At 61.0% G+C, this 25,506-nt stretch carries 27 protein-coding genes; 1 reads left to right on the plus strand and 26 read right to left on the minus strand.

Translation table 11 applies throughout. The annotated features are described in order from the left end of the window. The 15 genes from trmFO to rpsP form a co-directional block, all read right to left on the minus strand. Positions 1-672: methylenetetrahydrofolate--tRNA-(uracil(54)-C(5))-methyltransferase (FADH(2)-oxidizing) TrmFO (trmFO, locus tag AB5164_RS02835; protein WP_368147787.1), on the minus strand; the 672-nt coding region annotated here is incomplete at its 3' end. A gap of 14 nt (positions 673-686) precedes the next feature. Next, positions 687-1,622, minus strand: coding sequence for a DNA-processing protein DprA (locus AB5164_RS02840; RefSeq protein WP_368147789.1), 936 nt, complete (start codon positions 1,620-1,622; stop codon positions 687-689). Continuing rightward, entirely contained in the window at positions 1,619-3,142 is a 1,524-nt protein-coding gene (locus tag AB5164_RS02845; protein WP_349100427.1) for a YifB family Mg chelatase-like AAA ATPase, read from the minus strand. The genes AB5164_RS02840 and AB5164_RS02845 overlap by 4 nt, the downstream gene beginning before the upstream one ends. Continuing rightward, positions 3,142-3,627 (minus strand): YraN family protein, encoded by a 486-nt coding sequence (locus AB5164_RS02850; protein ID WP_349100428.1) that lies wholly within the window; start codon positions 3,625-3,627, stop codon positions 3,142-3,144. The genes AB5164_RS02845 and AB5164_RS02850 overlap by 1 nt, the downstream gene beginning before the upstream one ends. Positions 3,628-3,816: 189 nt before the next feature. Further along, positions 3,817-4,605, minus strand: coding sequence for a ribonuclease HII (rnhB, locus tag AB5164_RS02855; RefSeq protein WP_368142316.1), 789 nt, complete (start codon positions 4,603-4,605; stop codon positions 3,817-3,819). Between the two features lie 93 nt (positions 4,606-4,698). Continuing rightward, positions 4,699-5,040 carry a 50S ribosomal protein L19 gene (gene rplS, locus AB5164_RS02860; protein WP_006236098.1) on the minus strand — a complete coding sequence of 114 codons (342 nt, stop codon included), beginning with the start codon at positions 5,038-5,040 and terminating at the stop codon, positions 4,699-4,701. 209 nt (positions 5,041-5,249) lie between these two features. Next, positions 5,250-8,000, minus strand: coding sequence for a pyruvate, phosphate dikinase (gene ppdK, locus AB5164_RS02865; RefSeq protein WP_368142317.1), 2,751 nt, complete (start codon positions 7,998-8,000; stop codon positions 5,250-5,252). A gap of 298 nt (positions 8,001-8,298) precedes the next feature. Next, positions 8,299-9,174, minus strand: coding sequence for a pyruvate, water dikinase regulatory protein (locus tag AB5164_RS02870; protein ID WP_368142318.1), 876 nt, complete (start codon positions 9,172-9,174; stop codon positions 8,299-8,301). Positions 9,175-9,208: 34 nt separating this feature from the next. Continuing rightward, on the minus strand, positions 9,209-11,305 hold the full coding sequence (gene glyS / locus AB5164_RS02875; RefSeq protein ID WP_368142319.1) for a glycine--tRNA ligase subunit beta: 2,097 nt from the start codon (positions 11,303-11,305) through the stop codon (positions 9,209-9,211). Positions 11,306-11,308: 3 nt separating this feature from the next. Further along, entirely contained in the window at positions 11,309-12,220 is a 912-nt protein-coding gene (locus AB5164_RS02880; protein WP_006236091.1) for a glycine--tRNA ligase subunit alpha, read from the minus strand. Positions 12,221-12,279: 59 nt separating this feature from the next. After that, a complete protein-coding gene (lepB, locus tag AB5164_RS02885; protein ID WP_368142320.1) occupies positions 12,280-12,843 on the minus strand; it encodes a signal peptidase I in 564 nt (187 codons plus the stop codon). 2 nt (positions 12,844-12,845) lie between these two features. Further along, positions 12,846-13,604: a tRNA (guanosine(37)-N1)-methyltransferase TrmD gene (trmD, locus tag AB5164_RS02890; protein ID WP_118385180.1), complete on the minus strand. Its 759-nt coding sequence runs from the start codon at positions 13,602-13,604 to the stop codon at positions 12,846-12,848. A 10-nt stretch (positions 13,605-13,614) separates the two neighbouring features. Next, a complete protein-coding gene (gene rimM / locus AB5164_RS02895; protein ID WP_368142321.1) occupies positions 13,615-14,136 on the minus strand; it encodes a ribosome maturation factor RimM in 522 nt (173 codons plus the stop codon). Positions 14,137-14,140: 4 nt separating this feature from the next. Continuing rightward, positions 14,141-14,386: a KH domain-containing protein gene (locus AB5164_RS02900; RefSeq protein WP_171021534.1), complete on the minus strand. Its 246-nt coding sequence runs from the start codon at positions 14,384-14,386 to the stop codon at positions 14,141-14,143. 42 nt (positions 14,387-14,428) lie between these two features. After that, positions 14,429-14,770 (minus strand): 30S ribosomal protein S16, encoded by a 342-nt coding sequence (gene rpsP / locus AB5164_RS02905; RefSeq protein ID WP_349100432.1) that lies wholly within the window; start codon positions 14,768-14,770, stop codon positions 14,429-14,431. Between the two features lie 201 nt (positions 14,771-14,971). Between rpsP and dinB the strand changes: the two genes are divergently transcribed. Further along, the gene (gene dinB, locus AB5164_RS02910) at positions 14,972-16,225 is read left to right on the plus strand and encodes a DNA polymerase IV (RefSeq protein ID WP_438265611.1); all 1,254 of its coding nucleotides are present in this window, start codon (positions 14,972-14,974) and stop codon (positions 16,223-16,225) included. Between the two features lie 215 nt (positions 16,226-16,440). Here dinB and AB5164_RS02915 read toward each other — a convergent pair whose 3' ends face one another. The 11 genes from AB5164_RS02915 to AB5164_RS02965 all read right to left on the minus strand — a co-directional run. Next, complete coding sequence (locus AB5164_RS02915; protein ID WP_195239249.1) at positions 16,441-17,190, minus strand: transposase; 750 nt, start codon at positions 17,188-17,190, stop codon at positions 16,441-16,443. 225 nt (positions 17,191-17,415) lie between these two features. Then, a complete protein-coding gene (gene rsfS, locus AB5164_RS02920) occupies positions 17,416-17,871 on the minus strand; it encodes a ribosome silencing factor (protein ID WP_368142323.1) in 456 nt (151 codons plus the stop codon). 28 nt (positions 17,872-17,899) lie between these two features. Beyond that, a complete protein-coding gene (gene yqeK, locus AB5164_RS02925) occupies positions 17,900-18,433 on the minus strand; it encodes a bis(5'-nucleosyl)-tetraphosphatase (symmetrical) YqeK (protein WP_193221482.1) in 534 nt (177 codons plus the stop codon). A gap of 87 nt (positions 18,434-18,520) precedes the next feature. Further along, positions 18,521-19,198 carry a nicotinate-nucleotide adenylyltransferase gene (gene nadD / locus AB5164_RS02930; protein WP_055285119.1) on the minus strand — a complete coding sequence of 226 codons (678 nt, stop codon included), beginning with the start codon at positions 19,196-19,198 and terminating at the stop codon, positions 18,521-18,523. 3 nt (positions 19,199-19,201) lie between these two features. Next, on the minus strand, positions 19,202-20,668 hold the full coding sequence (gene obgE, locus AB5164_RS02935) for a GTPase ObgE (RefSeq protein ID WP_368142324.1): 1,467 nt from the start codon (positions 20,666-20,668) through the stop codon (positions 19,202-19,204). 85 nt (positions 20,669-20,753) lie between these two features. Then, the gene (gene rpmA / locus AB5164_RS02940; protein WP_006236075.1) at positions 20,754-21,011 is read right to left on the minus strand and encodes a 50S ribosomal protein L27; all 258 of its coding nucleotides are present in this window, start codon (positions 21,009-21,011) and stop codon (positions 20,754-20,756) included. A gap of 33 nt (positions 21,012-21,044) precedes the next feature. Then, positions 21,045-21,419 (minus strand): 50S ribosomal protein L21, encoded by a 375-nt coding sequence (rplU, locus tag AB5164_RS02945; protein ID WP_117786063.1) that lies wholly within the window; start codon positions 21,417-21,419, stop codon positions 21,045-21,047. Positions 21,420-21,486: 67 nt separating this feature from the next. Then, positions 21,487-22,299 (minus strand): TIGR03936 family radical SAM-associated protein, encoded by an 813-nt coding sequence (locus tag AB5164_RS02950; RefSeq protein ID WP_368142325.1) that lies wholly within the window; start codon positions 22,297-22,299, stop codon positions 21,487-21,489. Further along, positions 22,296-24,173 carry a TIGR03960 family B12-binding radical SAM protein gene (locus tag AB5164_RS02955; RefSeq protein ID WP_368142326.1) on the minus strand — a complete coding sequence of 626 codons (1,878 nt, stop codon included), beginning with the start codon at positions 24,171-24,173 and terminating at the stop codon, positions 22,296-22,298. The genes AB5164_RS02950 and AB5164_RS02955 overlap by 4 nt, the downstream gene beginning before the upstream one ends. Positions 24,174-24,183: 10 nt before the next feature. Continuing rightward, positions 24,184-25,113 carry a YcjF family protein gene (locus AB5164_RS02960; RefSeq protein WP_368142327.1) on the minus strand — a complete coding sequence of 310 codons (930 nt, stop codon included), beginning with the start codon at positions 25,111-25,113 and terminating at the stop codon, positions 24,184-24,186. An 18-nt stretch (positions 25,114-25,131) separates the two neighbouring features. Further along, on the minus strand, positions 25,132-25,506 hold a 375-nt coding region (locus AB5164_RS02965), incomplete at its 5' end, for an FtsW/RodA/SpoVE family cell cycle protein (RefSeq protein ID WP_368147790.1).

The raw sequence follows: 25,506 nt of genomic DNA on the forward strand, positions 1-25,506 counted from the left end.
GAACAGATCGCCGCCCTCAAAGTCTTTGAGCACCACGCGGTCGGCCGTGGTAAGCGCCTCGATAAAGGCCTCGTACTCCTCCTTGTTGAGCGGAGCGTTGAGATAGTCGCCGCTCCCCTGCTCCTCGTAGCGCGACTGCGAGAACAGCACGTCCATATCGAGCGTGGAGGCATCGACGATCGGCGCCGCGGCATCGAAGAACGCAAGGGCGTCGCCACCGACGAGCTTCATGACCTCTTCGCTCAGCGCCGGTGAACACAGCGGGCCCGCGGCAATGACCACGTGACCCTCGGGAATCTGCGTGACCTCGCCGTGCACGACCTCGATATTGGGACGGGCGGCAACCTCGGCCTCGACAAGCTCGGAAAACTTGACGCGGTCGACCGCCAAGGCGCCACCGGCGGGAACAGCCGCGCGATGGGCGCAATCGAGCAGGACTGAACCCATGCGCTCAAGCTCGGCTTTCAGCAAACCAGCCGCGGAATCCGGACGGGTCGACTTAAACGAATTGGAGCAGACGAGCTCTGCCAGGTGATCGGTATGGTGGGCCGGGGAGCTCACCTGGGGGCGCATCTCGCACAGCTTTACGGCAAACCCGCGATCTGCCAGCTGGATCGCGCACTCCGACCCCGCCAGACCGCCACCGATAACTGTCACCTGATCGAACTGCATCTGCAAACACCTTTCTAATTGACACGTTTTCCATTGTGACCGAAGGGTGTCTGGGCGTGAAGGGCAAACTTGGAGGGCGCATACCTTCCATCCATCATGCGCTCGATAAGGCCCTCGAGTTCAAGCGAACCCAAGAGTTTGAGTACGCCGACAGCATCGAGCGAGACGAGCGCCGCGATGTCGTCGACCTTGAGCGGAGAGGCGATGAGCGCATGCATCACGGTCTGCTGCGTTGGATCAAGGTCGGCAATGCCGGGAGCAATGGGGCGCGAGTAGCGCAGGGTTCCGTAGATGCGTGAGATAGCCATCTCGATAGATTCCTCGTCGACGATGCAGCAGGCACCGTTCGCAATGAGGTAATTCGTGCCACGCGACTCGGGCGATAGGATCGACCCCGGCACGGCAAGAAGTTCGCGCCCCAAATCCATAGCAGCCTCGGCTGTAGAAAACGTCCCAGAAGGCATACCCGCCTCGGATACAAAGAGGGCTTGCGACAGGGCCGCAATCACGCGATTGCGGCGCGGAAAGGCAAACTTGCGCGGACCCATGCCCCACGGAGAGATCGACACGACCGCGCCACCCGTATCAAGCGTGCGCGTAATCAGCCCCGCGCTCGAACGCGGGTAGACCACGTCGGCGCCCGTCCCCAGCACCACAACGTGTTTGCCGCCGGCGTTGACCGCAGCCCAACCCGAGGCCTGGTCACAACCGACCGCACCGCCCGAAACTACCGTCACTCCCGCCTCAACCGCCACCTTCGCCGCAAGCTCTGCCACGGCAAGACCATACGGCGAGGCCTTGCGCGCGCCGATGATGGAGAGCGCGGGCGTCGAAAGCACCTCGGGGTTGCCGCGCACATAAAGCGTCTGGGGTAAATCTGAAAGCTCCAAAACGGTCTCGGGATACAACGCATCACCTGGATGCAGCTCGAAGGTCCCCTCGGCCATCATTGGTCCCTCCTTCCCTGGTACATCGCCGCCTCGAGCACGTGGTCCTGCGTCACCTGCTCGCTCTCGGCGACATCTGCGATCGTACGCGCAATGCGAACCAGGCGCACGATGCCACGCCCTGTGAGATGCGTGCGTTTGGATAGGCCGAGCACACACTTCTCCGCCGCATCATCGAGCTCGAAGGTCGAAACGACGCCGTCAATGGACCGTGTCTCGTCATCCTCGGCCTCGGCATCCGCATCGTCCATGCGGGATTCGCGCCAAGCGCGAAAGGCGCGACCGCGCACAACGTAGTCACGTAACTCGGCCGACGACATACCCTCTGCGCCCTCGATAATCACTTGAGGGTCGGGACGGGTCACATCGATCATCATGTCGATACGGTCGGCCAAAGGACCGCGCAGTTTAGACCGATAGCGCTCGACCATCGCCGCCGAGCAGCGACACGGTACCTCACGATCGCCCAAAAAGCCGCAGGGGCAGGGATTGCTCGCAGCCAGCAGCTGAAAGCGCGACGGGAAGGTAAAAGCCCCGTCGACGCGTACGATCCTCACGTAGCCGCGCTCGATGGGCTGACGCAGCGTCTGCAGCACGCCAGTGGGAAACTCGGCAAGCTCGTCCAAAAAGAGCACGCCGCCATGAGCAAGGCTGATCTCACCCGGGCGCACCGGGCGCCCGCCGCCGATAAGGCCTGCGGTCGAAATACTGTGGTGGGGACTGCGGAAGGGGCGGTGCCCCGCCAACAAGCCATCAATGTTCTCACCCAAAACCGAATGGATGCACAGTGCCTCCTGCTGATCCTCAACGGAAAGCTCGGGCAGGATGCCGGTCATACGGCGTGCGAGCATCGTCTTGCCCGATCCCGGAGACCCGATCATGAGCAAGCCGAGTTCTCCTGCCGCCGCAAGCGCCATGCCGCGTTTAGCGACTTCCTGCCCCAGCACGTCTGCATAGTCGAGCTCGGGCTCAAAGGTCGCCTCGACACCCTCGGAATCCAAGTAGTGCCGTGCGGCATCGCCCATGCCGTGAGCAAGCTGAGACAGATGCGCGATAAAGCCGCAATCCACGCCCGCGAGTGGCACATGCTGGTCGGACCTACCGGCGATAAAAGACAGCCCCATGTCGCGAGCCAATAGCTGAAACGCCACCTCGCCTTTGACAGGAAGCACCGTACCGTCCAAGCCGAGCTCGCCGGCGATAAGGCAGCGATCGAGGTTGTCGCGGGGAATCTGACCATCGGCCGCTAGGACCGCGATGGCGATGGGCAGATCAAAGCCGCTACCGGTCTTGCGAATATCGCCGGGCGCCAGATTGACCGTAATGCCCGAGCGCGGGATCTCGAACCCGGCGGAGCGCATCGCACAGCGAATACGACCACGTGACTCCATCACCTCCATACTCGGGATGCCGAGCATCTGAATGCCCGGAACGCCGCCGGCAAGCGAGACCTCGACCGTGACGTGAATCGCCTCGACGCCGCGGATGCAGGCCGCGTGAACGGCAAACGTCTCGAACGCCATCACGACACCTGCCAATCGAACGCGTTGTACTGATGCTCGATCTCGGCGATATGCCCGCCGCGAATGGTGACACCCACGGCATCGAAGCGGATCGCCTTGAGCGGATAATGCTCCATAAGATAGCAGCTTGCGATGCGGCGGTAGCGGCGTTGCTTTTGGGCGTCCACGGCCTCCTCGGGAAAGACCCGCGTGTTGCAATCCAGTACGACGCGTCTGGTCTTGACCTCGGCCATCACCACGACATCGTCGAGCTCATCGAGCAGCACCAGATCAGCCTCGCCCTCGGTGCAACGATAACCCTGCTCCAGCAAGGTGTAGCCGCGCTCGTTAAAGTAGTCGATGGTGATCAGCTCGCCCAGCATGCCCAGCTCGCGGGGACTGAGTCCCTTGATAAACTCGGGCGTCATCGCCCCGCAGTCGAGCTCGCCGTTTTCCCAACGCTCCTTGAGCTGCTGTGTCTTGCTCTTTTTGCTTGCGGCACTCATGGGGTCTCCTTTCCCGCACACTGCAGTGCCCCGATGATGAGGGCACCTTTCATGCGGGTAAGTACCGGAAGCTAACCAAAAGCTGACCAAATGCCGTCAAAAAACGGGCCGTACGCAACAATGGTGTTGCATACGGCCCGCTACCAGCAGGTTTATAAAACCCCAGAGGTCCCTGTCTCCACAATTGACCTAGAAAAGGCGCTCAGTCTGCAGAAAGTTTCCGCAAAAGCTCACACGATGCAGTGGACAAAGTCCATGTTTTCGAATGGCCTCGATGTGCTCGGGGCTCGCATAGCCCTTCGACTCGGCCAGATGGTACTCGGGATACTCAGCGTCGTACTCGACCATCATCTCGTCACGCGTGACCTTAGCCATGATGGACGCCGCGGCGATGCAGGCGATCTTGGCATCGCCCTTCACCACATCGCGCTCGTTAGGAACGGCGCCCAAGGGGTTGCCATCCATAAGCACGCAATCGGGCTCGAGCCCCGTATCGGCCACGGCGCCCGCAACGGCGGTACGGATAGCACGGGCCATGCCCATCTCATCGATATCCTTAGGCGCGATATGGCAAAAACCGATCGCCGTCGCCACCTCGGCAATCTTCACTGAGAGCAACTCGCGGCGCGCCGGCGTGAGCTTTTTGGAATCGTTGATGCCCCAGACGCGCGGCTCCATAGGAAGGCAGACAGCGCATACCGTCAAAGGACCGGCCACCGATCCGCGACCCACCTCGTCGACACCAACGACCACCCCATCGCCGCCAAGCTCATGCATAAGCTCGTACATGTCATTGACGCGCTCGCGCTCGGCAAGTTCCTTGGCATGGCGCTTAAGAGCACGCTCGCAAGCCTTGATCACCTGCTGGCGCGGGTCCTCGCGATAATGCTCCACGAGGGCGGGGATCTCCTCAAACGTTGCGCTCGCCAGCTCTCCGGCAACCTGCGATGCCGAAACCGAGCTCGTCATATTGGTCATACCAGGCCCTCCTTGCATGCAAATCAGATAAAAAGAAGGGCCACCCGAAGGTGACCCTTGTGTCCAAACGAGTGGACAGACGCTGCGATCTTCTTAGCGCTTCTCGGGGATGCGAGCAGCCTTGCCCACCTTGTCGCGGAGGTAGTACAGCTTGGCGCGACGGACGCGACCATGACGAACGACCTCGAGCTTGGCGATCTTGGGGCTGTGAAGCGGGAAGGTACGCTCAACACCGACACCGAAGGACATCTTGCGGACGGTGAAGGTCTCGCGGGCACCGGCGCCGGCCATGCGGATGACGTCGCCCTGGAAGACCTGGATGCGCTCGCGGTCGCCTTCCTTAATGCGGTAGTGAACCTTGACGTTGTCGGCGACGCGAACCTGAGGAATGTCCTCGCGGATCTGCTGACGCTCGATTGCGCGGATGTAATCCATGTGCAATTCCTTACTCTTCTAGAGGTGCCGTACCACCTTGGCCGGCACGTAGTTGAACAAACGTATTCGAGTATACACGCGCGGGTTTCTGCTGCAAGAACAATTTTTTACGCAGACAAAAAGACAAAACCCGCACATGATAACCGCCCGTCTCACGAATGAGACGGGCGGCATGAAGGGGACTACGCTAGGCGTCTAAACCCAAAACGTTAGGCGGAACGCTTGGCCTCGAGCTTGGCCTGAGCGGCAGCCAGGCGTGCGAGGGGCACGCGGTAGGGCGAGCAGGACACGTAGTCCACGTCGGCCACGTTAAACAGGCCCTTGATGGACTTGGGGTCGCCACCGTGCTCACCGCACACGCCAAAGTGCATGTCGGGGTTGGTGGCGCGGCCCTTCTCGACGGCCAAGCGCACCAGTTCGAGTACCGCCGTGTCGATGGTCTCGAAAGGATTGTCCTCCAAGATCTTCTTATGCATATACAGCGGGATGAACTTAGCCTCGGCGTCGTCACGCGAGAAACCGAAGGTCGTCTGGGTGAGGTCGTTGGTGCCAAAGCAGAAGAAGTCTGCGTAATGGGCGATCTCGTCGGCGACCATGCAGGCACGCGGCAGCTCGAGCATCGTGCCCACGGGAATATTGAGCTCGACGCCCTCTTCGTCGGAAACCTCTGCGATCACGCGCTCGATAACCTCGCGGGTCTGGACATGCTCCGCCGTGATGGAAACGAGCGGAACCATGATCTCGGGGCGCGGGTCGACGCCTTCCTTGATGAGGCGGGCAGCAGCCGTGGCGACGGCGCGAACCTGCATGAGCGGCAGATCGCTAAAGACGACAGACAGGCGCACACCGCGCAGGCCGAGCATCGGGTTGGACTCGACCATGCCGTCGATACGACGCAGGCGGGCGCGCAGGACGGCAAGCTCTTCCTCGCTGGCGCCAGCGGCTTCCTTCTTGGTGATGGCGACCTCAAGCTCGCGAGGATTATCCAGGAACTCATGAAGCGGCGGATCGAGCAGGCGAACGACCACATCGCGACCGGACATGGTCTTAAACATCGCCAGGAAGTCCTCGGTCTGAACCTTGAGCAGGTCGGCCAGGGCCTGCTGCTTCACGGCCTCATCGTCAGAAAGGATAAAGCTCTGGATGATGTTCTTGCGATCGCCCAGGAACATGTGCTCGGTGCGGCACAGGCCAATAGCCTCGGCGCCAAACTCGAGTGCGAGTGCAGCATCCTCGGGATTGTCGGCGTTGACGCGCACATGGTTGGCATGGCCACAGGTCTCGTCCAGGCGAATCTCGTCGGCCCAGGACAGGATGGTATCCAGATCGCCGGTGAGCTCGGCGGAGACCAGGTCAACGGCGCCGTCGACGACGATGCCCTGGGTGCCGTCGATGGAGATGACATCGCCCTCGCGCAGCACGCGGTCACTGCCCTCGATACGCACGACCTTCTCGGCGGCGTCGATATGGAAGCGCTCAACGCCGCAGACGCAGGGCGTACCCATACCGCGGGCGATAACGGCGGCATGGCTCGTCTTGCCACCGTGGCTGGTCAGGATGCCCTCGGCGGCGACCATGCCCTTCAGGTCGTCGGGGTTGGTCTCCCAACGAACCAGAATGACCTTGCGACCCTCGGCGGAACGCGCGACGGCGTCGTCGCTCGAGAACACGACCTCGCCCACGGCGGCACCGGGGCTGGCATTAAGACCGCTGGCGAGAGCCTCGTACTTCTTGGAGGCGTCAAACTGCGGGTGCAGGAGCTGGTCGAGTTGCGCGGGATCGATACGGCTCACGGCCTCTTCGCGTGTGATCAGGCCTTCCTCGACCATTTCGATGGCGATGCGCAGGGCGGCGGTGGCGGTGCGCTTGCCCACGCGGGTCTGGAGCATCCAGAGCTTGCCCTGCTCGATGGTGAACTCGATATTGCACATATCGCGGTAATGATCCTCGAGCGTCAGGAACACGCGCTCGAGCTCCTCACCTGCGGACTCGAGGCCCGGGGTGGTCTTGAGGTCGGCGATGGGCTCGGTGTTGCGGATACCGGCGACGACGTCCTCGCCCTGGGCATTAACCAAAAAGTCACCGTAGAACTCCTTGGTGCCGTCGGCCGGATTACGCGTAAAGGCGACGCCCGTCGCAGAGGTCTCGCCCTTGTTGCCAAAGGCCATGGCCTGCACGTTGACGGCAGTACCGAGGTCGTCGGAAATGCCATGCTGCTTGCGGTAGATGCAGGCACGCTCATTCATCCAGCTGCCAAAGACGGCCTGGATTGCAAGGCGTAGCTGAAGCTCCGGGTCGTGCGGGAAGACGGGCTTGCCGTCAGCGACCTCGAGCTCGGGATACAGGGAGGCATCGACGTTCTCGGAGAAGATGCCCTTAAAGGTCTCGACGAGTTCCTGCAGGTCCTCGGCCGAAAGCTCGGAATCGACGCGAACGCCGGCGACCAGGCGGGCCTGGGTCAGGGCGTTCTCGAACAGGTCGGCGTCAACGCCCATGACGACGTTGGAAAACATCTGGATAAAGCGGCGGTAGCTATCCCAGGCAAAACGCGGATTTTGCGTCTGGGCGATGAGACCCTGAACGGAGTCGTCGTTGAGGCCCAAGTTGAGAACCGTGTCCATCATACCGGGCATGGAGAACGGAGCGCCCGAGCGAACCGACACGAGCAGCGGATCATTATCGTCACCGAGCTTCTTGCCGCAGCGGGCCTCGAGGTCTGCCTCGGCGGCAACGATCTCATCGAGTGCGCCCTCGGGCCACACGTTACCGGCGCCGGAGTACTCGACACAAGTCTGGCAGGTAATGGTAAAGCCACCGGGAACCGGCAGGCCGATACGGCTCATCTCGGCAAGGTTAGCGCCCTTGCCGCCAAGCACGAAGTTCATGGACTTGTCGCCCTCGGTGACACAGGTGCCCTGGGCGTCGGTTCCAAAACGGTAAACCCTCTTGCAATCGCTCACGATACTTCCCCTTCCATGCGCTCTCGCGCACGACCGTGGTAACGAATCGACCCGCCGGATGCGGGCCGTGAGGGTACTATACGGCGGGCATTGAGCGGGCTTGCGTAGAGGGCGCGGGGTTTGGTAAACGTGGTAAATGTGACGGTAAACGGTAGGTAAAGGTGGTTACCTTATGAAGATACCAATGCAAGAGAATTGCAGGTCAAATGCAAGTTCTTTGCTAAATCGCTTTACCAATATCGTGCATTATTTTTAGGTAGTCTTTTTGAGACGGTGCATTTTTAGCTACCGAAATGAGTTAACTTTGCTGGGCTCGGCGGGCGGCGCGGCGGGCGCGGGCTTCTTGGATTTCCTCCAAGTGGCTGATGATCTCGGAGGCGCTCTCCTCGATGGCCTTGCCGTTGGTACGCACCACAAAGCAGCCTAGGCGCTTCATGAACGCACGGGCTTCCTCGAGCTCGCTGTGCACGCTCTCGGGCTCGGCATAGGAGCCGGCAACGGCACGAGCGTAGTCATCGCCCAAGCGGCTATCGCGAATTTCGGAAATCACATCGACGGTCGAAATCAGGCCGAACAGGCGCATCGGGTCGACCTCGTAAATCGACTTCGGCGGCTCCATGCCATGGGCCAACGGAACATTGGCAACCTTGTAGCCCTGATAAGCCAGATACATCGACAGCGGCGTCTTGGACGTGCGCGATACGCCCAGCAGCACGATATCGGCACCCGACAAATCGTCGCAACCGCGCCCGTCATCGTGCTCAACGAAATACTCCATGGCCTCGATACGATGGAAATAGCGGTCATCGGTCTTGTGAATCACGCCCGCAACGCCCTTGGGCGGCACACCGATGAGCGACGACAGCACGGCGAGCGTCGGGCCGATCAGGTCGACCGAACGGATATGCAGCATGCCCAGGTAATCGAGCACGCGGGCGCGAAGCGCCGGATCGACAATGGTGTGGAACACGGCAATATCGCGATGATCGGCATCGACGCGCGGACCCACAAACGACTTGACCTGCTCCACGGAGGTCACCTTGGGCAGGCGTAAAACGCGAAAAGCCCCTTCATCAAATTGCCCGGACGCCGCAAGCACCACCTCACAAGCGGTATCACCGAGCGAGTCGGAGATAACGATAACGGTGGGACGAGCGGTGACCGGGCAATCCATGCGGGGCTCCTTTTGCGCTTATGCGCAGGCTGGCTTACTTTTTGCGAGCAAGCTCACCGATGTTTGCGATGCCGGAGAAAACGGCCTCGAAGCGGTTGAGCAGCTTAAGGCGATTATCGCGAAGCTGCTCGTCCTTGTCCATGACCATGACCTCGTCGAAGAAGCGGTCGATGGGGGCGCGCAGGGCGGCGAGGGCGGCAAATGCGACCGGGTAATCCTCGGCAGCGAGGGCGGCGTCGACAGCGGACTGAGCAGCCTCGGAGGCATCGGCAAGCGCGAGCTCGACCTCACCCATCAGGGCGCGGTCGTACTCCGCGCCCAGCTCGGGCTTGGAGATGTGCGCGGCGCGGGCATAGGCGGTCGCCAGGTTATCGAACGTCTCGGCGTCGTTCTTGCGGGCCTCGTCGAGGGCGGCGCAGCGGGCGAAGAAGACGGACGGGGCGATGATGTGCACCGCGGAGACGGCGGCAACGGTATCGGCCGGGATCTTTTCGTCGCGGGCCATGCTCACCAGACGGCCGTGGAAGAAGTCGCGAACCTGCTGGGCGACCTCGGCGGCGTCGAACTCAATGCCCTGCTCACTGTAGAGCTCGAGGGCGAAGTCGATGAGCGACGTGGGGTCGATCGGCAGACGGTCGCGCAGAATGTTGATGATGCCGATAGCGGCACGACGCAGCGCGTAGGGGTCGGAGGAGCCGGTCGGGGGCTCGCCGATGGCAAAGATACCGGCGATGGTATCGAGCTTGTCGGCGCAAGCCACGATGCAGCCAGCGGTGCCCTCAGGCAGCTCGTCACCGGCAAAGCGGGGACGATAGTGATCGCGGATAGCATGAGCGACCTCGTCGTTCTCCCCCATCGCGGTCGCGTAATAACCGCCCATCACGCCCTGCTGGCTCGTGAACTCGACAACGGCGTTAGACACCAGGTCGGCCTTGCACAGGTGCGCGGCGCGAGCGGCATCGGCGGCAAGGTGGGCGCCCAGGTGTGCCTCGCGGGCAATAGCGAGCGCGAGCTGCTCGATGCGCTCGGACTTGGCGAGCACGCTACCGAGCTTCTCCTGGAAGGCAACCTTGGCCAGACGCTCACGGAACTCGTCGAGGGAGATCTTCAGGTCCTCCTCGTAGAAGAACTTTGCGTCGTCCAGACGGGCGCGCACGACGCGCTCGTTGCCGTCGATCACGCGCTCGGCGTTCTCGGGCTTGCTGTTGGAGACGACCACGAACTCACGCGTGAGCTTGCCCTCGCCGTCATAGATCGGGAAGTAGCGCTGGTTGGTGAGCATGGACTCGCAGATGATCTCGTGCGGGACCTTGAGGAACTCCTCATCGAAGGTACCGACGAGCACCGTCGGCCACTCGCAGAGGTTGATAACCTCCTCAAAGACCTTCTTGGGCGTATCGACATGGCAGCCGGGACGGGCAGCCTCAACCTCGGCGATACCGGCAAGGATGGCCTCACGACGACGCTCGGCAGAAAGCACGCCGGCGTCCTCAAGCACCTGCTCGTAGACGGCGGGGCTGGCAACCACATGGTCACCGGGGCCAAGCACGCGATGACCACGCGTGGTGTTGCCGCTCGTCACGTCGGCAAACGACACGGGCACAACATCCTCGCCCAAAAGGCAGCAGATCCAACGGACCGGGCGCACGAACGTCGCGTGCTCGTGACCCCAGCGCTGGCTGCGGTAGTTGGGCCACTGCAGGCCGGCGATGGTCTTCTCGCACAGAGCGGTCAGAATCGGCGTAGCCGGTGCGGAGGGAATGTTCTTCTCGGCGAACACATACTCGCGACCGTCAGTATCCTCGCGACGGACCAGGTCCTCGGCAGCCACACCGCACTTGCGGGCAAAGCCCTGGGCGGCCTTGGTGGCGTTACCGTCAGCGTCGAAGGCAATGTTGGCCGCGGGGCCACGCTTGACCTCGTGAACCTCATCGGTCGCGGTGGCGACGTCGGCAACGAGTGCAGCCAGGCGACGCGGACTCGAGATCACGCGGACCTCGCCGTGGGCCAGACCGGCCTCGTCGAGGCCCTTGGCGATCATGGTGCCAAGCTGCTTGACGGCATTGTTCAGCGGTGCAGAGGGCATTTCCTCCGTACCGATCTCAAACAGGAAATCCTTAGCGTCTGCCATGGCTTACGCCACCTCGCCTTCCTGGTCGGCATTCTCGTTGACTCCGGCGACCTCGGCCATGTAGGCTTCGCAGCACGCCTTGGCGACGGCGCGGACGCGCAGGATGTAGTTGGCACGCTCGACCGCGGACAGCGCGCCACGGGCATCGAGCAGGTTGAAGGCGTGGCTGCACTTCATGACGCAGTCGTACGCCGGCAGCGGCAGCTTGCGCTCCAGACAGGAGTGACACTCGGCCTCGTAGTCGTCAAACTTCTGACGCATCATCTCGACGTTGGCAACCTCAAAGTTGTAGGCGCTGAACTCGCGCTCGTTCTCCAGGAACACGTCACCATAGGTCATGGGCGTGCCGTCGGGCAGGTAGCTCCACACCAGGTCGTAGACCGAGTTGACGCCCTGGGCGTACATGGCGATACGCTCCAGGCCATAGGTGATCTCGACGGGCACGGGGTCGACCTCGATGCCGCCCACCTGCTGGAAGTACGTAAACTGCGTGACCTCCATGCCGTTGAGCCAGACCTCCCAGCCAAGGCCCCAGGCGCCGAGCGTCGGGCTCTCCCAGTCGTCCTCGACAAAGCGGACGTCATGGTCGTTGGGGTCCAGACCGATAGCGGCAAGAGACCCCAGGTAAAGCTCCTGGGCGTTGACCGGTGAGGGCTTGATGAGCACCTGGAACTGATAGTAGTGCTGCATGCGGTTGGGGTTCTCGCCGTAGCGGCCGTCGGCGGGACGGCGGCAAGGCTGCGCATAGCAGGTGCGCCACTCGGCGGGACCGAGCGAGCGCAGCGTGGTCGCGGTATGGAAGGTACCGGCACCGACCTCGGAGTCATAGGGCTGCATAATGACGCAGCCCTGCTCGCCCCAGTACTGCTGGAGGCGCAGGATGATGTCTTGGAAGGAAAGCGATGAAGCGTTCATGCCTCTAATATCCCCTCGTCGAAACGATTACACGGTTAGGTACTGTACTATAGCGGTTTTTAGTCGATAGCGCCGATGCGGTTGAGCGGCCAGTAGCGAACGAGTGCCACAGCGATCAAATCAGAGCGATCGACGGGACCAAAGTAGCGTGAGTCGGCAGAGTTTTCGCGGTTGTCGCCCATCACCCACACGCACCCGTCGGGAACGGTGTAGGGATAGCTTACCTGAGTGCCGGGTGCTTGGACCGAAAGTGGCCAGCTCATGCCCGTCGTATAGTCCTCGTCGAGCGCTTGGCCGTCAACGACCACCTTGCCATCCTGCAGGTCGACCGTCTGGCCGGCCGTGGCAATAACACGCTTGACAAGAACATCATGCTCGGAGGTACCATCGGGGTTGTGAAACACCACGATATCGCCCTGCTTGACGGGCTGACCGAGCTCGAGGCTCACCTTTTGCGCCAGGATCTGGTCGCCAATCTCGATCGTGTCCTCCATAGAACCGGTGGGCACCACAAAGGGCTCGACCACAAAGGTACGGATCAGGAACGTGGCCACGAGCGCGATCGCGATGACCGCGATCCACTCAAAAGCGCCCCTCAACGCGGAATTTTGCGTAGGAACCATACTCACTCCTCGCTCTGCGAATACGAAGCGTCAAGGATCTCCTGCGCGTAAGCGCGCTCCTCGGGCGTGAGCCGCGCCGTCTCGATCAGATCGGGACGCCAGCGGCAGGTGCGCTCGATGGCGTTCTTGCGACGCCAGGCATCGACCTTGGCGTGATCGCCGCTCACAAGCACCGGAGGCACGCCCTCGCCGTTGAACTCGGCGGGGCGGGTGTACTGCGCGTACTCGAGCAGTCCTCCATCCTCGGCGGTCGAGAACGACTCGTCGACGTTGCTCATCTCGTCGCCCAGGGCGCCGGGAATCAGGCGTACGACGGCATCGGCAACGACCATAGCGGGAAGCTCGCCGCCCGTGAGCACATAGTCGCCGATCGACAGACGCTCATCGGCATACGCATACGCACGCTCGTCGACGCCCTCGTAGCGGCTGCACACAAACAGCAGGCGCTCACTTTTGAGCAGGCGCTCGGCCACATGCTGCGTAAAGGGCTCGCCACAGGGGGTGAAGAACACTACGGTGGGCTTGGGACCCTCGGAGCTGATGGCCTCGATGGCCTCGGCAATAGGCTCGACCTTCATGAGCATGCCCTGCCCGCCGCCGTACGGCTCGTCATCGACGGTACGGTGGCGGTCGTGCGTCCAGTCGCGCAGGTTATACGCCTTAAAATCAAAAAGGCCGGCCTTGCGGGCGCGGCCCAAGATCGATGTGGACATGACGGGCTCAAACATCTCGGGAAAGACCGAAAGGGTCTCGATCAGCATGTTGTCCTCCCTACTTGCCCATATCGATCAGGCCGTCCATAACGTGGACGGAAATTGTTCCTGTGTCGGGAAGATCGAGCACGACCTGCTCGATCACGGGAATCAGTACCTCGCCGTACCGATCACCCTCGACAACCCAAACATCGTTAGCGGGCGTCGACATGATCTCGACGATCGTGCCGAGTAAACCGAAGCGCTCGTCGACCACCTCGCGACCCATCAGGTCGGTATAGGCAGCGTCGAGCGAATCGAGCTCAAAGTCGTCACGATTTGCCAGCACGTAGCATCCCGTGATGCCCTCGGCGGCCGTCAAGTCGTCAATGCCCTCAAACGAGACCAGATCTCCATCGCCCGTATCGGTGACGGACACGACCGTGCAAAAGCGGTCGCGCTTTAGCGCCGGCGGCGTCAGGGCGACGCGCATACCCGGCTCTAATACAGAAGGAAGCCCCCGCAGCGGCTGCGCGAGGACCTCCCCCTTCCTTCCGTGCGGCTTGACAACACGGGCGATGTTTTTGTACTGGGACCTCAAGGTCCTAGCCCAGAACCTCTACCTCGACAGCAGTGTCGAGGCGAGCGGCCAGTGCACGGGCGAGCGTGCGAATGGCCTTGATGGTACGGCCACGACGGCCGATGACCTTAGCGACGTCATCCTCGGCGACCGAAACCTCAATCGTAGAGGCGTCGTCACCATCGATGACCTCAAGGCTCACGGAATCCGGGTCGTCGACGATCTGAACAACGAGATATTCGACGAGATCGGCGATGCGATCTGAGAGCATTGCCTCACCCTCGAGCTGTGCAGCGTCAACCTCAGGCACGATTTACTCCTCGGCGCCCTCAGCGGTCTCAGCGGCAGCCTTAGCGGCCTCGGCCTCTTTGGCGAGCTGCTTCTTGGACTTCTTGACGACGGTCTCGGTCTTCTCGCCCTCGTTGGCGGCCTTGACCAGAGCGGCGACGGCGTCGGTGAGCTGAGCGCCCTTGGACTGCCAGTCGGCGATCTTCTCGAGGTCGAGGTTGATGGTCTTGGGGGCGGTCATCGGGTTGTAGCGGCCAACCTCCTCGATGATACGACCGTCACGCGGGGCGCGGGAATCGGCGACGACGACACGGTAGTACGGACGCTTCTTAGCGCCGTGACGAGCAAGGCGAATCTTGACTGCCAAAGGAAACTCCTCCAACCAAGCAGCTTTAGGCTGCAACTACAAACAAACAGTTGAACATAATACGCCATCGACGCGGGCAGGTGAAGTCCGTGAGACCAACTTCTTCGGTGTAGTCGAGGGCAAATCCATATCTTAGACAAGAATTCGGGATTTGCAAGCACATACACGCGCCCCACATGAGCTGCGCGGTATACTCATGACATGGAAAGACGCGAACATACATACGGTTATGAGGATGCCATGGGCGTCACGCCGCCTCCCTGGACGGGTCCGGCGGTGGGCCTCATGGACCTCGATGCGTTTTTTGCGAGCGTGGAGATGCTCGATCATCCCGAATGGCGCGGAAAGCCACTCATCGTGGGCGGAGACGCCGATTCGCGTGGCGTCGTGTCCACGTGTTCGTATGAGGCGCGGCGCTTTGGCGTGCACTCTGCCATGGCCTCGGCCGAGGCGCGGCGCTTGTGCCCGCAAGCCATTTGGACACACGGGCACTTTGACCGATACCGCGAGGTGAGCGCGCAGGTCATGGCGATTCTCGCCGAGGAGACGCCGCGCGTGGAGCGCGTATCCATCGACGAAGCCTTTATCGATATCACACCGGGTCGCTTTGCGCCCGAAGACCCGCTGCTGGTTGCGCGGCGTATAAGCGACCGCGTGGCAGGGCTGGGAGTGACCTGCTCCATTGGCGTGGGCTGCAACAAGACGGTCGCAAAAATCGCAAGCGAGCGGGATAAGCCGTTTGGGCTGACCATCGTGCGCCCCGGAACCGAGCAGCGCTTTTTGGCCGCGCTGCCGGTATCTGCCATGAGTGGCATCGGGCGCTCGGCCGAGGAGCGACTGCGCCGCATGCGCATCTACACCCTCGGCGAGCTATCACGTGCACCGGAATCCACCTTGGCCTCTATTTTTGGCGTCAACGGCGAACGCATGCGCCAGCGTGCGCTGGGACTCGAAATCTCCGAAGTCACGAGTCTCGATGAAGAGCGCGAGGTCAAGTCGGTCAGCAATGAACGCACCTTTGCTAAAGATTTGACTGAGCGTGGGGATATTGAGGCGGCGATTGCGCTGCTGGGCGAGTCAGTGGGACGCCGTCTGCGCCGTCAGGGACTAACAGGCGCCACGGTAACGCTCAAGCTCAAGTATTCGTATGGAAACGGTCGCTCGGCACAGCGCCGGCTGCCTCATCCGACCGACGATGAGAACATCTTCGTGGCGGTTGCACTCGAACTGCTCGGCAACATCTGGCAGGAAGGAATGCACGTTCGCTTAGCAGGCATCGGCATGAGCGACTTCGACCACCAAGGCGGCATCCAGACCGACCTGTTCTGCGAGATCGATGACCGCGGAGCCCAATCCAGCGACCGACGCGACCTCTCCGTCGCCATCGACGCCGTCCGAGACAAATTCGGTGACACCGCCCTATCCTTCGGCCGCCAATCACGCTTCAATAACTAGTCTTTTTTGGACGGGGGGGTTGCTGCCTTCCGCCCGACACGGCATTGGTAGTCAATTTGGGACGGGGCTATTTTAGCTACCCCTATATATCGGTTGAGATTCATTCGGCCTAATTCATTCACCGTCAGCCAAAGGGTAGCTAAAATAGCCCCGTCCCAAATTGACTACCCCGGATGTCCGGTTTGCCCGCCGCAACAAAACTCTGTCCCAAATAGCTACTGATCGAGCTTGACCTTCTGAATCGTGCAGTGACCGATGCCCGTGAGGCGCACGATCTGCTTTATCGAAAAGCCCTCGTTTTTGAGCGTACGGATGTAGTTGTCGCGCACGGCTTTAGGCAAAGCTTTAAGGTGGTGAGGCTCATACGGTTTAAGGAGAGCCTGTGCAAACTCCAGTGCATCTATGTCGCTCACATGAGCGCCGTCACGGAAGCAATATCGATTCGGTTCTCCCGAGGTACTGAAAGCAAAAAATCTCTGAGAATCTCCGAGCAAACCTAGCACACATTCAGTCATACAAATACCCGGGTATCCCATATATTCGCTAAAACTGCTCCAACGATATAGTGAAGCAGTCCCAATCCTGGCTTTCGCAGGATTATCGTGAATATATCTCACACAGTTGAGCAGCTGATCATCGTTAAGAATCGGCACGCTCTTAAATCGATCCTGAAAAACTGGTCCCTTCCGTCCGGTTTTCGCGTTGAAATACATCGCATATGCAGTCGTAACAGAGTGCATGCAATCGCTCAGGTGAACATGTTCATCATCTAGCAACAAGTGAATATGGTTGTCCATAAGGCACCAAGCAATGATATTGACGTCGTATTTTCGGCATTTCGAGGCAAGCAACCGAATCAAATATATCCGATCATCGGCATCCTCAAATATCAGCTGACCACCACAGCCCTTTTGGACGACATGGTAATAGCCGTAAACAGAGATTTCCCGCGCGGTCCGAGTCATACGCATCTCCTCCTCTACAGATAACAAATACGTTACCCGAGTCGGAAAGCTAAATATCACGCAATGAACCGCAACTCGCTTCTATCGGCGAACGGTAGGTAGTAGCTAAAAAAGCCCCGTCCCAAATTAGCTACTTTGGGCAAAAAGAAAGCCGGGTAGCTGCGGAAAACCGCAACTGCCCGGCGATATGCGTGAGGGTAGCTAAACCCCGTCTCAAATGAGCTACTAGAGGAGATTGAGGGGAAGCTGGGGGGCGTCTCCCCAGAGTTTCTCGAGGCGGTAGAAGTCGCGGGCTTCGGGAGTGAAGACGTGGACGATAACCGAGCCGTAGTCCATGAGCATCCAGGTCTTCTGCTCGCGGCCCTCGATGGAGAACGGATGCTCGCCGCAAGCCTCGGCGACCTTCTCCTCGATCTCGTCGACGATAGAATCGACCTGGCGGTTGTTGGTACCGGTGGCGAGCACAAAGTAGTCGCACACATCGGAAAGCTCGGTCAGGTCGAGCACCTGAACGTCCTCGCCCTTCTTGTCGTAGGCGGCCTGCGCAGCGGCGCGGGCGACATCCTCGGCGGCGACACCGCTCGCGGACAGCGAGGCGGCGGTGCGGTCGGACGTGGCGGCGAAGCTCTTGTGCTCCACGTTCTCAAGAATCTGCTCGTCAGTCATGGTCTCGTCGGCCATGGAATACCTCTTTCTAGACACACCCGAGCTAGCGCAGCTGGGCGTAATGGTTGTAAATCGTAATAGCCGTGGGATAAAGATAGCGCCCGGACTGGATCACATAGACCAGACCCTGCGCAAAACAGGAGAAGAACAACTCATCGAGCGTCGACTCCCCAACCATCTTGCGCAGCGCATGGGCATAATCGCCGTGGCGGTTGGGTTCGATGGCATCAGCCACAAAGACCACCATATCGAGCGGCGTCATGTCGCAAGCGCCCACGGTGTGACGGTCGACAGCCTGAAAGACCGCCGGCGACAGCTCGGGAAAAAGCTGCGGAAGCTCATAGGCGGCAACAGGGCCATGCAAAAGCGGCGTCGCGGCGGAAGGAGAGCCGGCAATCTTAATGCCGTAATGCAGAGCGCGCGTGACCAGCTCGTCGTCGGAGAGCACTTTGTCCCAGTCATGGATCAGGCCGGCGGCAGCGGCATCAAAGCGGTCAACGCCGTAGACCTCGGCCAGATGAAGTGCGGTCTCGGCAACACCCAGCGAATGCACATAGCGCTTGCGCTTATCCTTCATGCGAACATCGAGCAGCTCTTGAATGCGCTTGAGCAGCGCGCGCTCATCGCCCTCAAACTGATCCTCTACCGACAACGTAGACCCCCATCACTCAAAATCTTCTTGGCCCAAATCGGCATATAGCCTGCGTTTGCGAATGTAGCCGAGCACGGACTCGCTCGTAAGATAGCGCACGCTCATGCCGCGGGCAACTCGCTTACGAATGTTCGTCGAGCTGATCGCCAGCGCCGGAATCTGAATATAGCGCACGTCGAACGGCAGCCCCGACTCTTTGATTCGGGCACGCGCCGTATCGATATCAAAACCCGGTCGCGTCGCCGCAATAAAGGTAGCAAGCTCAGCGATTCGTTCGGCATCATGCCAGGTCACAATATCGATAATCGCGTCGGCACCCGTAATAAAGTAGAGCTTTACCTGCGGCGGGTAAAAGTCGCGAAGGGCATGAAGCGTATCGGCCGTGTAGGTTACGCCCGGACGGTCGATCTCGAACCGACTCGCCAAAAAGGCCGGGTTCGCGGCGGTGGCGAGGACCGTCATGGCATAACGGTCCTCAGCAGGCGTCACCGGCTTGTCAAGCTTAAAAGCAGGAGAGCCCGCCGGCATAAAGAGCACAGCGTCCAAGTCGAGCGACTCGCGCGCCTGCTCGGCAGTCACCAGGTGCCCGTAATGGATGGGATCAAAGGTGCCACCCATAATGCCGAGCCTAAACTCCTGCCCGTCCTCTAGAGGAAGCTCGGGCAGACCGATTCCACCGCGCAGCGACATGGCTTACTCGCCCTCCGAGGTCTCGGCATCGCCCGCGGCATCCGCCGCATCGACAACCTCGACTCCCTCATCCGCAGCATCGGCCACGTCAATGGCTTCAACGGCAACGTCCTCGCCAGCATCCTCGAGCTCCTCGTACTCCGAGAAGTCCTCGGCGCCCTCAAAGTCAAAGGCGCGCTGGCAAATGCGGACCTCGTCGCCCGCACGGCAACCGGCCTTCTCGAGCGCGTCGTCAACACCCATACGCGCAAACTTATGCTGCAGGTAAATGACGGCTTCCTCGTTTTCCCAGTCGGTCTGGATGACCATGCGCTCGATGGCACGACCGACCACGCGGAAGGCACCGGGCTCTTCCTGGACAATGCGGAAACGCTTCTCACGCTGCAGGCGGCGGCGCTCCCACTCATCGTCGCGCAGGTCGACCGGTTCATCGGAGACCGCCAGCTCGGCGCGGAGCTTGGCCACCTGCTCACCTACGGCAAGCATCAACGTATTGAGACCGGCGCCCGTCACGGCAGACACGGCAAAGAACATATGTCCATCGTCGAGCGCTGCGCGCTTGAGGTCGGCAATCTTGTCGGCCGTGCCCGGCGCATCGCACTTGTTGGCAACGACGATCTGCGGACGCTCCGAAAGCTCGGCGCCATACTGCTCGAGCTCGCGGTTGATGATGTGGTAATCCTCGACCGGATCGCGATCCTCAAAACCACCCGTCATGTCGACGACGTGCATGATCAGGGCCGTACGCTCAATGTGTCGCAGGAACTGGTGACCCAGGCCCTTACCCTCGCTCGCGCCTTCGATAAGACCGGGGACGTCGGCAACGACGTAAGAATATTCACCGGCACGCACCATGCCGAGGTTCGGCACGAGCGTGGTAAACGGGTAGTCAGCAATCTTGGGACGGGCGGCACTCATGCGCGCGATGAGCGATGACTTACCCACGGAGGGAAAGCCCACGAGCGCGGCATCGGCCATAAGCTTCATCTCGAGCTCGATCCAGTGCTCCTCGGCCGGTTCGCCCAACTGGGCAAAGGCCGGAGCGCGACGCACCGACGTCACAAAGTGCGTGTTGCCCAGACCGCCGGCACCGCCGGGCGCCACGACGACGCGCTCGCCGTCGTGCACCAGGTCGGCAATCTCAAACATCGGGGTCTGCGTCTCGGGATCGAGCTCGCGCACCACGGTACCCATAGGGACCTTGAGAATCAGGTCCTCGCCGCTCTTGCCGTTACGACGGGCACCCTGCCCGTGCGTGCCGCGCTCGGCGCGAAAGTGATGCTTAAAGCGGTAATCGATCAGCGAAGACAGCTGAGCATCGGCCTGGATGACGACATTGCCGCCACGACCGCCGTCGCCGCCATCGGGGCCGCCCTTGGGGACAAATGCCTCGCGCCTAAACGACATGCATCCGGCTCCGCCGTCGCCGCCGCACACGTTAATGCGGCTGATATCGGTGAACTGTGACAACAGAATCGCCTCCTACAAAAAAGAGGGAGACCCTTGAATCCTAAAACTCAAGTGCCTCCCACATATGTGCTCTATGAAGGGTGAATTACGCGTTCGCGAGCGGGCGTACGCTGACCCTGTGCTTGATACCCTTGTGGAACTCAACGGTACCGTCGACCAGCGCGAACAGCGTGTCGTCCTTGCCACGGCCAACGTTCTCACCCGGGTGGATGTGCGTGCCGTGCTGACGGACGAGAATCGTGCCCGTGGTTACCGTCTGGCCGGCATAGCGCTTCGTGCCAAGGCGCTGACCGCGGGAGTCACGGCCATTACGGGAGGAACCGAGTCCTTTTTTGTGTGCCATTGTGTATACCTACTCTTTCGTTACGAGTGTAATCTACTCGGCGACGGGAGCCTCGGCAACAGCCTCAGCCTCTGCCTTGACAGCCTTCTTGGCGCGGGAGGTAGCCTGAACCTTCACGATCTTCAGCTTGGTCAGCTGCTGACGGTGACCCTTCAGACGACGATAGCGCTTGCGCTTGTGGAACTTGAAGACCAGCTGCTTCTCACCCTTGAACTGCTCAACGATCTGAGCGGTAACCTTGGCCTTGGCCAGCTTGTCGGGATCGGTGACGATCTTCTTACCATCGTTGAGGAAGATAACCGGCAGGGTGATCTTATCGCCCTCATTGCCCTCGATCTTCTCGACGGTGATGACATCGTCGGTGGCGACCTTGTACTGCTTGCCGCCCGTGTTAACGATTGCGTACATGTTTACTTGCCCTTCATGCATCAGTTAGTGCAACAGCCGAATATAGTAGCAGGCGATAATACCCCCGTCAACGAGTATGTGGAGCAAATCCACAAGTTCGCACAGGTATGGGGCTGACGAGTCGGCCCTCGTCGTCCTCGCATGCTTGATTCTGACGCTCGACATCGTAGGAGCAGATGGTCACGAGGTCTTGCATACCGGTGGAAACAATAGGTGCATCCACGCCCGGGGTCAAGCCCTGCAACAAAACATCAGCAGCAGAAAGCAAAATTTCCGGACGCATGGAGCCCTCGTTGTCGGCATGGGTGTCGAGCATGAGCACCAAATGGTCCGGGCGCTCCCCCGCCGTGAGCTCATAGCCCACGAGCGTGTGATCCAAATCCAATCGCTTGCTCTTTTTTCCGCGCGCGTAGTCGATGCCATGGCCCGCGCGCAGCGTGTCGATCGCACGACGCACCTCGTCGGCGCTTACGGGCGCCTCGGGGTCCAGATGCAGGTCGATGCGATACGACAGGCGCGTGAGCTGCGCCGTCAACGCCGGCGTGCGCACGTCGATGTACGCCGCCTCAATGGGCGCCAGATCGGCCGGAGACGCCGCAGCCAGGCGCCCAAACGCCTCGTCGAGCGCCACGAACTCGGTCATAAACAGGTCATACCACTCGCAGGTCGACGACGTACCAACCGGTAGCGCCGAAGAAAAGCCCACGCGCATGTGCGGAGAGAAGCCCTGCGTGACGGCATAGGGAAGTCCCGCACGGCGCACGATGCGCTCAATGGTATGGATTACTTCGAGATGGCCCAGGTACTTAAGGTGATCGCGCTTGCCATAGCGAACACGAAGTCTAAAGAGCGAGGGGTTGTCGGTCAGGCGCTCACTCATGCGCGATCACCCATCAATACATTCTTGGCATGGAGCGTAGGGCAGATCCCGCAGCCGGTGCATGACGTGCGGGTGCAGTCGGGAGTCGTGACGCCCTCGAGCGAGCGACGGTACTCGCGCTCGAGGAAGCCGCGCGTGCAGCCGGGGCTCACGTGCTCCCACGGCAGGCGCCAGTCCAACTCGTAGGGCAGGTGCACGAGCTCATTGAGGTCGATGCCGTTTTTGGCAGCAGCTTCCTTCCAGTTATCGAGCGAGAAATGCTCTACCCAGGCGTCAAAGCGAGAGCCCGAGCGCCAAGCGTCGATGATGACGGGCGTCATGTCACGACCGGCGCGGGACAGCGCAGCCTCGATGAGCGAGGTCTCGGCATCGTGGTAATGAACGCGGACGGCACGGTTGCGAACGCTCGTGATGAGCAGCTTCTGGCGACGCTTGACGTCGTCGTAGTCGAGCTGCGGGCACCACTGGAACGGCGTGGCAGCCTTGGGGATAAAGACCGAAACCGAGATCGACACCGAGATCGAGCCGCGACGAGCCTTGGGCACCACGGAACGACCGAGCTCCAGCACGTGATCGGCCAGATTGGCGATGGCCACGATGTCCTCGTCGCGCTCGCCGGGAAGGCCCATCATAAAGTAGAGCTTCATACGGTTCCAGCCGGCCTCGAAGGCCGCCTTGGCCGCACGGTCCAGGTCCTCCTCGGTCACGTTCTTGTTAATGATGTCGCGCATGCGCTGGCTGCCGGCCTCGGGCGCGAACGTCAGGCCGCCCTTCTTATCGCCGGCGACCGACTCGGCCATATCCACGCCAAACGAATCCAGGCGCTGCGACGGAATAGACACGCGAATACCCGTATCCTCCAGGCGACGGTTGAGCCTGCCGAGCACGTCGCGAATGCAGGAGTGGTCGGTCGTGGAGAGCGAGGTCAGCGACACCTCGTCATAGCCGGTCTTTTCCAGACCCTGAATCACCGACGAGACGATCTGGTCGGCCGAGCGCTCGCGCACCGGGCGATACGTCATGCCGGCCTGGCAAAAACGACAGCCGCGGGCGCAGCCGCGCAGGATCTCGATAGACAGGCGGTCGTGAACCAGCTGCGCATAGGGCACGCACGACTGCGACAGCGGATTCGTGGCGCCGAAATCCTCGACGACGCGCTTGTAGACCACGGTCGGCGCATCCTTGCCTTCACGCGGCACGGTGTAGCCATGCGGCGAGCAGGGCTCGTCGTGACGAACCTCATAGAGCGACGGCACGTAGTTGCCGGCAATGGATGCAAGCTGCTCAACAATCTGCGCGCGCGGGACTCCTTCGTCACGCAGGCGGCGATGCAGCTGGCAGGTCTCGAGCAGCGATTCCTCGCCCTCACCGATGAGGATGGCATCGAAGAAGGCCGCGTACGGCTCGGGGTTGTACACCGAGGGACCGCCGGCGATGATGATGGGGTCGTCTTCGCCTCGGTCGGCCGCTAACAGCGGAATGCCAGCGAGGTCGAGCGCCTCGAGGAAGTTCGTCACCGCCATCTCGTGCGGCACATGCAGGCCGACGATATCAAACGAAGCGACCGGCGCTGCGCCCTCGAGCGACAGCAGCGGAATACCCGCCTCGCGCATGGCGTCACCCATATCGGGCCACGGCACATAGCCACGCTCGCAGGAGATGCCCTCGGCCTGGTTAAGGATGTTGTAGAGGATGGCGATACCCTGGTTGGGCAGACCGACCTCGTACACATCCGGGTAGATCAGGCAGCAACGGTAGTCGGCATCGGCCTTGGAAAGCGTGCCCCACTCGTGATCGATATAGCGACTCGGCTTCTCGACCTTGGCGAGCAACGGCTCAATTAAATGAAAACAATCTTGGTACGGAACGCGCAACGGAAAACCCCTAAGCAGCGAGATCGGATGCGTCTTGGTAGGACGCCATAGGACGGGTAGCGCCCGCGACCGTGGTCACCAGATTGCGAACGCGGGAGAACGTGGCAGTGACCACCTCGTTGGCACGGCTGTAGTCGACATCGCGCTCGTAGAGCGAAACGAGCGCACGGCCCATGCCATAGGTGCCCGCGGCAGCAGTGAGCGCCTTGACGGCAAACCCAATATGCGGCGTCTGCTTGACGAGCGCGCGGGTGACCGCGCGGATCACCAAGCCGCCGGCAAGCACGCCCGCGACCTCGTAGCCGCGCTCGGGCTTAATGCCGCGTCCAAAGACGGCAGCGAGCTCAAAGAGCATGCCCACCTGCGCCAGCGCCATAACGGGATAATCGGCGCCCGGCAAAAACACCAGCGCACCGGTCGCCATATTGGTGAGCGCGCACGAGGTGATGATACGATTGGCCGCCGCGATGCGCATGAAGGCAAAGTTCGCCGCAAAGGCCGTTTCCTTGTCGGTGCGGTCGAGAATCCAGCGGGCAAGCGTCTCGAGCAGATACGTCTTATCGGTTGCCGCTACCACGCCGAGCATGGGCGTGGACTCCTCGATAAACGGCACCTCCACAGCAGACTCGGCAAGCACGCACACGGGCGCGCCGGCGATCACGAGCTCCTGGACGGCACTCTCCAAGCGGTCGGAACCACACGAGAGCACCAGCACCACATCGGTATCGGTCTTTGGAGCAATTCGCTCCTCCCCCAGACGCTCGACGCGCACAATACCCGAGGTCGTCTGCGGCACAAAGGCGTCACGCACCGTCTCGGCAAGAAAGCGCGAGGCGGACGAATCCAGATAGACCGAGACGCGCACCGGCGCATCGGAATCCTTCTTAACGGACGCGCCCATCTTAAAAGCGCGGGTCAGCTTATCTACGGGAATTTTCATAGCAAACCCCTCCAGCGGTTACGCGGCGCCCGAACGATGCCGCCATATGGATTGTACGATACCCACCGTCAGCAGCTGAATCATCATCGAAGACGAACCGAAGCTAATAAACGGTAGCGGAATACCGGTAATCGGCATCATGCCGATGCACATGCCGATGTTTTCGAAGGTCTGGAACGCCCACATGCCGACGATACCTACGCATGATAAGCGTAGGAACAGAGACTCGCACTTAAAGGCAACGCGGATCGTCGAGAAGATGAGCAGTACGTACAAGCACAGCAGCAAAAAGGAGCCGCAAAAGCCAAAGGTCTCGGACAGAAAGGCGAAGACGAAGTCGGTGTGGAACTCAGGCAGAAAGCCGCCGGCCGACTGCGTCGCATGGCCCAAACC

The organism is Collinsella aerofaciens (genome assembly GCF_040915425.1).
In the GTDB taxonomy this organism is placed as follows: domain Bacteria; phylum Actinomycetota; class Coriobacteriia; order Coriobacteriales; family Coriobacteriaceae; genus Collinsella; species Collinsella aerofaciens_BW.